The sequence below is a fragment of the Acetivibrio straminisolvens JCM 21531 genome (assembly GCF_000521465.1).
In the GTDB taxonomy this organism is placed as follows: domain Bacteria; phylum Bacillota; class Clostridia; order Acetivibrionales; family Acetivibrionaceae; genus Hungateiclostridium; species Hungateiclostridium straminisolvens.
Window position 1 is genome coordinate 1 of the sequence record NZ_BAVR01000094.1, and the last position, 8,867, is coordinate 8,867.

The 8,867-nt window shown below is 35.9% G+C and carries 11 protein-coding genes and 1 pseudogene; all 12 read left to right on the plus strand.

What is annotated here, in order from left to right; all coding sequences use genetic code 11:
- Positions 1 to 20: 20 nt before the first annotated feature.
- The 12 genes and pseudogenes from JCM21531_RS16040 (at position 21) to JCM21531_RS16095 (ending at position 8,848) form a co-directional block, all read left to right on the plus strand.
- Entirely contained in the window at positions 21 to 455 is a 435-nt protein-coding gene (locus JCM21531_RS16040; RefSeq protein WP_038291345.1) for a GNAT family N-acetyltransferase, read from the plus strand.
- 13 nt (positions 456 to 468) lie between these two features.
- Entirely contained in the window at positions 469 to 744 is a 276-nt protein-coding gene (locus JCM21531_RS16045; RefSeq protein ID WP_054847150.1) for a hypothetical protein, read from the plus strand.
- A 158-nt stretch (positions 745 to 902) separates the two neighbouring features.
- The gene (locus tag JCM21531_RS16050) at positions 903 to 1,658 is read left to right on the plus strand and encodes a hypothetical protein (RefSeq protein ID WP_038291348.1); all 756 of its coding nucleotides are present in this window, start codon (positions 903 to 905) and stop codon (positions 1,656 to 1,658) included.
- Positions 1,659 to 1,740: 82 nt separating this feature from the next.
- Positions 1,741 to 2,199 carry a DUF3592 domain-containing protein gene (locus tag JCM21531_RS16055; protein WP_038291349.1) on the plus strand — a complete coding sequence of 153 codons (459 nt, stop codon included), beginning with the start codon at positions 1,741 to 1,743 and terminating at the stop codon, positions 2,197 to 2,199.
- A 14-nt stretch (positions 2,200 to 2,213) separates the two neighbouring features.
- Entirely contained in the window at positions 2,214 to 3,083 is an 870-nt protein-coding gene (locus JCM21531_RS16060) for a class I SAM-dependent methyltransferase (RefSeq protein ID WP_054847151.1), read from the plus strand.
- A 92-nt stretch (positions 3,084 to 3,175) separates the two neighbouring features.
- On the plus strand, positions 3,176 to 3,412 hold the full coding sequence (locus JCM21531_RS16065; protein ID WP_038291350.1) for a GNAT family N-acetyltransferase: 237 nt from the start codon (positions 3,176 to 3,178) through the stop codon (positions 3,410 to 3,412).
- 319 nt (positions 3,413 to 3,731) lie between these two features.
- Positions 3,732 to 4,270: pseudogene (locus JCM21531_RS16070) on the plus strand (helix-turn-helix domain-containing protein).
- Positions 4,271 to 4,279: 9 nt separating this feature from the next.
- Entirely contained in the window at positions 4,280 to 5,338 is a 1,059-nt protein-coding gene (gene potA / locus JCM21531_RS16075; RefSeq protein ID WP_038291352.1) for a spermidine/putrescine ABC transporter ATP-binding protein, read from the plus strand.
- Between the two features lie 7 nt (positions 5,339 to 5,345).
- Complete coding sequence (locus JCM21531_RS16080; RefSeq protein WP_038291354.1) at positions 5,346 to 6,161, plus strand: ABC transporter permease; 816 nt, start codon at positions 5,346 to 5,348, stop codon at positions 6,159 to 6,161.
- Positions 6,155 to 6,949: an ABC transporter permease gene (locus JCM21531_RS16085; protein WP_038291355.1), complete on the plus strand. Its 795-nt coding sequence runs from the start codon at positions 6,155 to 6,157 to the stop codon at positions 6,947 to 6,949. The genes JCM21531_RS16080 and JCM21531_RS16085 overlap by 7 nt, the downstream gene beginning before the upstream one ends.
- A complete protein-coding gene (locus tag JCM21531_RS16090; protein WP_038291357.1) occupies positions 6,946 to 8,010 on the plus strand; it encodes an ABC transporter substrate-binding protein in 1,065 nt (354 codons plus the stop codon). The genes JCM21531_RS16085 and JCM21531_RS16090 overlap by 4 nt, the downstream gene beginning before the upstream one ends.
- A gap of 397 nt (positions 8,011 to 8,407) precedes the next feature.
- The gene (locus JCM21531_RS16095; protein ID WP_243467850.1) at positions 8,408 to 8,848 is read left to right on the plus strand and encodes a hypothetical protein; all 441 of its coding nucleotides are present in this window, start codon (positions 8,408 to 8,410) and stop codon (positions 8,846 to 8,848) included.
- Positions 8,849 to 8,867: the final 19 nt, after the last annotated feature.

Sequence of the window (8,867 nt, forward strand, 5' to 3'; positions counted from 1 at the left end):
TATTTTATGGAGGATGAGAAATGGAGATTCGTAAAATGATTGCAGATGATATTCCAAAGCTGGCATTGCTATATAAGCAATTTTGGAATGAAGATTCTTGTGAGGAGGCTATGATTAAGCAGTTTGAGAAATTGCAAAGAAGCGATAATTATGTTTTACTAAGTGCTGTTTTGGGTGGTGAATTAATTGGTTCGGCAATGGGAATTGATTGTGAAGACCTGTATGATAAATGCGAGCCGTTTATGGTGTTGGAGAATGTGATAGTTGATAAAAAACACAGAAGAAAAGGCGTTGGTAAAGCATTAATACGTGAAATTGAAAAACATGCAGTTGATTTAAACTGTACTCAAATAATTCTTGTAACAGAAACAGACAGGATTGATGCGTGTAACTTTTACGCATCTGTAGGGTATAACCCTAATACCAATAAGGGTTTTAAGAAAAAACTAAAATGAGTAGGTTTGTAAAATGCCGAAAATAAATGATACTATGTATACTCTTTACGATTTTGATTTGCCTCACCAATACAAAAATCCTTTGTCTCAGTTTGCGTCATATCCAACAGCTATTAAAAAGCGTGTTTATGAATTACCGCAATATAAAGACTTTATTGCTTTGGTGGAACATAAGAACTGGAAACGAAAAATATTGAGCGCATTACTCAGTGCGGCAGTTTTGGCTACTGTAGCATACTTTTCCGGAAAAACAGCCTTAAAACGGCATTTTTTCATGTATTGGTGTTAAATATGTACGATTTGATTGATTTAGATCTAATTATTTTTTGTCACAGTAAAGAGCTGCTTAAAATAAGCTTTAGGTTACTGGAAATAAGCTACTTGAAATGAAAGTTTGGGTCCGGTAAGTAAAATCATAATAAAAGTAATTGAAGGGATGTGATTTATTTGGCCAGTCATTTTTCCAGTATTGGATTGCCTATAAAATCAGAAAGGGATTTTATAGATTACTTTAAAAAAACTGTTCAAAACGGGCAGAGCATAAAAACTAAATTTGGTACGTATTTAAAATGGGATGTTCATGATGGAGTTGAATTATGGGCACAGCTAAGCGAGCAAAATGAAGCCATTGGCTTAAATCCGCATTATTCGGGAAGTTCAAGGATGCAAGTGTCTTTGCAAAGTAAAAACAATCAGCCAAATGATACGATACTTGACGGTGGATTTTATGCTTTTCTGGGTGACAGCGATGAAAATATGATGGGAGAAGGTATTCCCTTTGTTTTTGATGCCCCTAATTTTGCTGTTTATGAAGGAATAAGTTTGCCGCAACTTGCTACTGTTCAAATTGCTGCATTTGCCCATGAAATAGCAGTATTTGAATCTGAAACTGAATATTTTGATTCGCAGGATTCGGAAATGAAGTTTGCAGCAGAATCATTTATACCTTCAGGATTGTTTTCGCCAGACGGAGAAGCAAATGTGTTTTTATCTGCGCAAGCTATTTTCAGCGGTCGTATTTTGGAGTGTCAAAAAAAGAAAAATGAGTTTACATGTAATAATTATTGGTGGATAAAAGTTGGTTTGCTTGGCGGTGAAATCGATGTTGTTTCTGATGTAAGTTTATTAGAAAGCCAAAGCGTTAAAGTTGGAGGAATTGTAACCGGTTCATTCTGGCTTTCCGGAAAAATTATAAGTAAATAATAAGCTGTAAATAGCAAAATGTTCGGCATGTTATGAGGATGCATTTATTAAGGGACAAAATTTATGAAAATAGGGAGTTTTTATGAAAATTAAAGTGATTTTAAAATTTGTAATCGGTTGTCATTTAATTATTTTAGGCACTGTAATTTTTACGGCAGGCTTTATTCCAAATATGGTTAGAATAATTGAAAGAAATATTTCTAATGATTATTATCAGACTACTGCCAACATTGTTGATATTACCGAACGCTTAAGAGGCCATGATGTCACTGTTTCATTTGGCATACCTGGCGGTCAAGAATATACTGCTTTGCTTGATACTTATGTTGAAGGTATGGATGTAGGTGATAGTGTTGAAATATATTATAAAAAAAGCAATCCTGCCAAAATAACGCTAAAGGGCAATCAGTTTTGGCAAGCTGTTATATTTGGCCCTTTAGGTGGAGTTTTACTGGTGATTTCAATTATTCTATTGAAAAGTAGCGCAGCAAAATTTTTAAAAGAGGGAAATATTGACAGTTTGATGTTGATGAATTTTTAGGGGGAAGTTATATTATGGATTCAATAAGTATCGGTAAGCTGGATATAGCATTGTTGAGCAACAGTTGTGAAAAGCCAAGGCTATTTGAAAAAGGCGAAGAACTATTTTGGGATGATGAACATATATCAAAAGGAATGTTGGAAGCACACTTAAATTCAGATTGGGATGCAGCTAGCAGAAAGCATGAAACTATAAGAAAATCATGTGAATGGATAATTCAAAAACTTGGTTTGAAAGAATCGTCAGAGATACTTGACTTGGGTTGTGGACCGGGATTGTATTGCTCAATCTTTAGTGAAAAGGGATATAATGTGACAGGAATAGATTATTCTAAAAGGTCCATTGACTATGCTCAAAATTATGCGAAGGAAAAGAATTTAAGCATTGATTACAGGTATATGAATTACTTGGATATGGATTTTGAAGAGAAGTTTGACCTTGTAATGATGATTTACTATGATTTTGCGGTTTTGCCGTATGAAGATAGGGATAAACTGTTAGGAAAAATAAAAAAGGCATTAAAGCCGAAGGGGCATTTTATTTTTGATGTGATGACACCTAAAGCCAAAAATAAGCAGTCAAAGAATTGGTCAATAAATACCGATGGCGGCTTTTGGAAGCCAAATCCGTACATAGAGCTATTTGAGTCATTTGAGTATGAAGAAAATGTTGTATTAAGGCAGCATACGATTATTGAGGAGAATGGAAAGGTTAGCATATATAGATTATGGGATAAGCACTATGCAACGGAAGAGCTTCAAAAGATTATGATTAAAAAAGGGTTTCGGATAAAAGAGGTTTTTTCCGATTTTACCGGCAAGGAATATACGGATGATAGCGAATCAATTGCAATTATCGCAGAGAATATGGAGAAAGAGCGATGAAAGAGATTATGGAATTTATGGTAATGAAATCGTAGCAATGACAGGAGCATCGGCCGACAGCGGCTTAATGTGGCAAATAGGTAGGTATTGATGTGTTACCGGAATTTAGAAAAAAGGGACTTGCGGCATGCTTGGTAAGCAACCTTGCAATAATGATCATGGAAAGGGGAGTATTACCTTATTATGGAACTGCTTCGTCCAATATAGCATCACAAGCTGTTGCGTACAGATGCGGATTTATTCCGACGTGGATGTGTTCATATAAAAATATTTTTGACGGTAAAGCGCCTTATGATAATGACATAAAGATTACTTTTTTAGTAATATGACATATATCTATAATCCAATATATTTGATTTATGTTGTGTATGTACAATTCTAGAAATAAAGGTAAAACAATGCAGGGAATTATCTTATAATTTCATCCGTTCTCAAGTGTCCTTTCTGTAGCATAAGAGAGCCTGTCTGTGCAGAATTATTCAAGTATTTTCAGCAATTTATTGGAATTAGTATACGATAAAAATTTTTCTTGACAAATGAAAAATTCGTCATATAATTAAATCTAGATGTTTACTATAAGTAAACTTTTGGTTTAGTAAAACTGAATTTTATAATTATTATTCTTAATTTTTTACAGGATGTGTACTTATGGAGATTGGTGCGAAGATAAGGCAGCTTAGAATCACTAATCAGATGACACAGGAGGAGTTGGCTGACAGGGCGGAGCTTTCAAAGGGGTTTATCAGCCAGATTGAAAACGATCTTACTTCACCGTCCATTACAACGTTGGTTGATATTCTCCAGTGTTTGGGTACGGACTTAAAGACTTTTTTTAGTGATTCAGAGGACAAACAAATTATTTTTAAACAGAAGGACTATTTCAGTAAAACCGATGATGAGCTGAAAAATACCATAGAATGGGTTGTACCCAATTCACAGAAGAATGCTATGGAGCCCATCCGTATGACCCTCCAGCCGGGAGGCAAGTCCTTGGAGGACCAGCCCATGAAGGAGAAGAATTCGGATATGTGGTGAAAGGAAGCATTGAGGTACACATTGGTAATGAGTGTTATCGGGTTAATAAAGGGGAGTCTTTCTATTTTGAATCTACAAGAAAGCATTATATAGTAAATGTGGGAAAAAGCGAGGCTCAAGTGATTTGGGTCAGTGCGCCCCCAACTTTTTAGGAGGTTGCCGTGGAAAAGAATGTTATTATTAGGTTGGAAAATGTCACAAAAAGTTTTGAGGACCAAGTGGTTTTAAAAAATATCACTTTGGATGTGGAAAAGAACGAATTTCTTACCCTCCTTGGGCCTAGCGGTTGCGGTAAAACCACAACTTTAAGACTGATAGGGGGATTTGAAAAACCTGATGAAGGGATTATTTTGCATCAGGGAAAGGACATCAGTAATGTACCGCCCTACAAAAGAAACGTTAATACGGTGTTTCAGAAATATGCTCTTTTTCCCCATTTGAATGTGTATGAGAATATTGCTTTTGGTCTTAACATAAAGAAAATGAACAAAAGCTTGATTAAAGAAAAGGTGGAAAAAGCTTTAAGACAAGTGAATCTGGACGGATATGAGAATCGAAGAATCGAACAGCTTTCCGGCGGTCAGCAGCAAAGAATTGCCATTGCCCGAGCGATTGTTAATGAGCCGGAAATTCTTTTGCTGGATGAACCTCTTGGCGCGTTGGATTTGAAATTGCGTCAAGAAATGCAGTATGAATTGAAGACCCTTCAAAAAGAGCTGGGTATTACCTTCGTTTATGTAACCCATGACCAGGAAGAGGCTCTTACGATGAGTGATACAGTTGTGGTTATGAACAACGGTGTTATTCAGCAGAAGGGCACTCCTGAAGATATTTATAATGAGCCGGTTAATGCTTTTGTTGCAGACTTTATAGGTGAGAGCAACATTATCGACGGTATCATGAAGCAGGATGGGGTTCTTGAAATTTTTGGCCGTATCTATGAATGTGTGGACAAGGGGTTTGCCATCAATGAGAAAGTGGATGTTGTGGTGAGACCTGAAGATATTAAGCTTTTGGAACCATCGGAAAATAAAATAAACGGTCAAGTAACTTCTTGTATTTTTAAAGGTGTTCACTACGAGACATGTGTAATGACAGACGGGTTTGAATGGGTTATACACAATACAAAGAACTTTAAACCCGGTGAGCACGTTAGCATTAACGTGGATCCTTTTGATATTCATATTATGAAAAAGATGGTGAAGGAGACGGGTACATGAATAGAAAATGGTTGGCTACCCTTATCTGATTTGGATGGTTGTTTTTATTGTGGTTCCTTTAATTATGATTTTCTATTATGCTTTTACAGTAAAAGATGCAAATGGAACCAGATTTGCTTTAGACCATCTGATGAAGTCTTTTGACAGCAAATACATGGTGGCACTGGGAAAATCCTTTTTGTATGCATTTATAGCCACAGTCATTTGCCTGATTTTGGCTTATCCATTGGCTTTGATTTTGGTAAAGCGCAGCAACGGCGGTTCTGCCATGTTGTTTATTTTTATTTTGCCCATGTGGATGAATTTTCTCCTTAGGACTTATGCATGGTTGTCATTGTTGGAGACTAACAACGGACTTTTAAATACAGTTTTAAGGGCTCTTCATTTGCCCGTTTTGGACATTATCGGAACCCCAAAAGCTATTGTACTTGGTATGGTTTATAACTTTTTGCCCTTTATGGTATTACCCATCTACAATGCGCTGGCAAAAATAGACAAATCTATTATGGAGGCGGCATATGATTTGGGTGCCAATGACTTTAAAAGGTTGTTGAAAGTGACCATACCCCTTAGCATGCCAGGGGTAATGAGTGGGATAACTATGGTGTTTATGCCGGCGGTGACTTCTTTTGTTATTCCAAATCTATTAGGCAGCGGAAAAGTTAATTTAATTGGCAATATAATTGAGCAGCAGTTTTTGTTGACTTATGATTGGGGATTTGGGGCAGCTCTTTCCCTTATATTGATGATTATAATTTTAATCTCGATGGCTGTTATGCAAAGAAGTGATGAGGATATGGAAGGTGGTGCAGGATTATGGTAAGAAAAGGTATAGAGAGACTTTATTTGGGACTTATAATGCTTTTCCTTTATGCACCAATACTGACTTTGATAGTATTTTCCTTCAATGACTCAAAATCAAGGGCTAAATGGGGCGGCTTTACTTTGAAATGGTATAAGAATATGCTAAATGACCCCATGATTTCTAAATCTCTTTATTATACTTTGCTGATAGCTTTGCTGGCGTCAGTAATAGCTACTATTATAGGTACTTTGGCAGCCATCGGTATTCATGTGATGAAAAAGAAGTCAAAATCGGTGATTTTGAATGTGACATATCTACCGGTTTTAAATGCGGATATCGTTACGGGAATTGCTTTTATGTTGTTCTTTGTAGCGATTGGCTTAAAGCTTGGGTTCACATCCATGTTGATTGCCCATATAACATTTAACATACCCTATGTGATATTGAGTATTTTGCCCAAGCTGAGTTCTTTGAATAAATTCACATATGAAGCGGCACTGGATTTGGGTGCGCATCCGATGCAGGCCATTTGGAAGGTTATTATTCCCGAGATCATGCCCAACATCATTACAGGATTTTTGTTGGCATTTACGTTATCTCTGGATGATTTTGTAATCAGCTACTTTACAACCGGTAGTGGAGTGACCAACCTTTCCATTACCATATATACCATGACACGAAGGGGTATCAAACCTGAAATCAATGCAGTATCAACTGTGCTGTTTTTGTCCATATTGATATTGCTTTTGATAATAAATAAGCGTTCTGAGAAAAATGCAAAGAAAGTGGGAGGAATAAATATATGAAAAAAATTGTATTATTATTAACTGTGTTCGTGTTTGTATTTGCAGGTTGTGCCAACAGTGTTGGAAATGATCCCAACAAGCCTTTGGCCGGTACAACTATCTATGTTTACAATTGGGGAGATTATATAGCTGAAGATACTATTGAACTTTTTACCGAAGAAACAGGCATCAAGGTTATTTATGAAACTTTTGATTCCAACGAAACCATGTATGCTAAATATAAATCCGGTGCTGTAAATTACGATGTATTGATTCCGTCTGACTACATGATTGAGAAGTTGATTGCTGAAAATGAACTTTTGCCCTTAAATTATGACAATATTCCCAATGCCAAATATATTGACAGTTCCTTTAAAAATCTGGCCTATGACCCGAATGATACTTATTCCGTACCGTATTTTTGGGGAACTCTTGGAATTCTTTACAATACAAAAATGGTGGAAGAGGAAGTTGATTCTTGGGATATCCTGTGGGATAGCAAGTATAAAGGTAAAATCATAATGATGGATTCGGTAAGAGACTCTTTTGCTGTAGCTCTTAAAAGATTGGGATATTCTTTGAACACCGCTGAGAAGGCACAGGTGGATGAAGCTTTAGCAAGTTTGATAGAACAGGGGCCTTTGGTTCAGGCTTATGTAATGGACCAGGTAAAAGACAAGATGATTGGTGAAGAGGGAGCTTTGGCAGTAATCTACTCGGGTGAAGCTGTTTATACCTCAGACTACAACGAGAACTTGGCATATGCTGTTCCGAAAGAAGGTACCAACTTTTTTGTTGATGCCATGGTTATTCCAAAAACCTCTAAAAATAAAGAAGCTGCAGAGGCCTTCATCAATTTTATGAATGACCCTCAGATTGCTTTCAACAATACCAGTTATGTAGGTTATTCAACACCACATACGGTAGCCAAAAACATGTTGGATGAAGAAATACGCAACAATCCGGCAGCTTATCCTTCACAAGATATTATAGACAAATGTGAAGTTTTTGTGGACCTTGGACCCGAGATGACAGCTTACTATAATGATAAGTGGAATGAATTGAAAGCATCTTTGCGTTAGTTATTTAACTGGAAGATGGGCAGGATTTCTGGAAAAGAAAATGGATTATATCCATTTTTCTTTTCCAGAAAATATATTTTGGCTATATTAAATTCTTTAGTCATTATTATCTTTTCTTATTAAAGTTCACCTATCTTTGTATCTTTTTCCGAATAACTTTTATAATCATCCTTTAAAATTATATATAAGTAATTTTTAAAAGTTATTATGTCTTTTAAAAGTTGCTATATAATTTTTTGCTTTTCTAGTGTAAAATAAGTGTATTATAGGCATATCGTGGCGCTATATAAAATATTAAGTTTTTAGCTTCCTTATTGGCAGTAAATCTTTAGCAATATAACGTAATAACATAAGAAAAATACATTAATTTTATGATATGGCCGTCAAAATTCTAATAATGGGGGTAATTGATGTTGTCGAAAAAGCTATATTTACAGATGCATATAATGACAATCAATGTGGAGAATGTGAAAAAGTTTTAAAGATTGAAGATGCCGAAACATACCCCGAGGTGAATAAGGATATAGTTGCTTTTTATTATGGTGAAAATCTTGATGCCAACCGATTAAAATTGAGTTCAAAACTTTCTAAAAAAGGCGAAATGGTATGGCTTGCAGCACTTACATTACTTGGGGTGGAACCGAAATTGCATAAAGCGACAGTTAAATCTGTTTCAGACGAAATGCTTATTTTTGAGTATCAGGATAAAGACATTATATTAAATGCAACAAGTGGGGCACCCGTACTAAATGCATCTGGAGAAGTTGTTGGGTTAAATATTGGCGGTGGTGAGCAATTCGGTAAAAAATTGGGGTGGCAAATCCTTGCACCAGTATAGAAAAAATGATAAAAAAAGC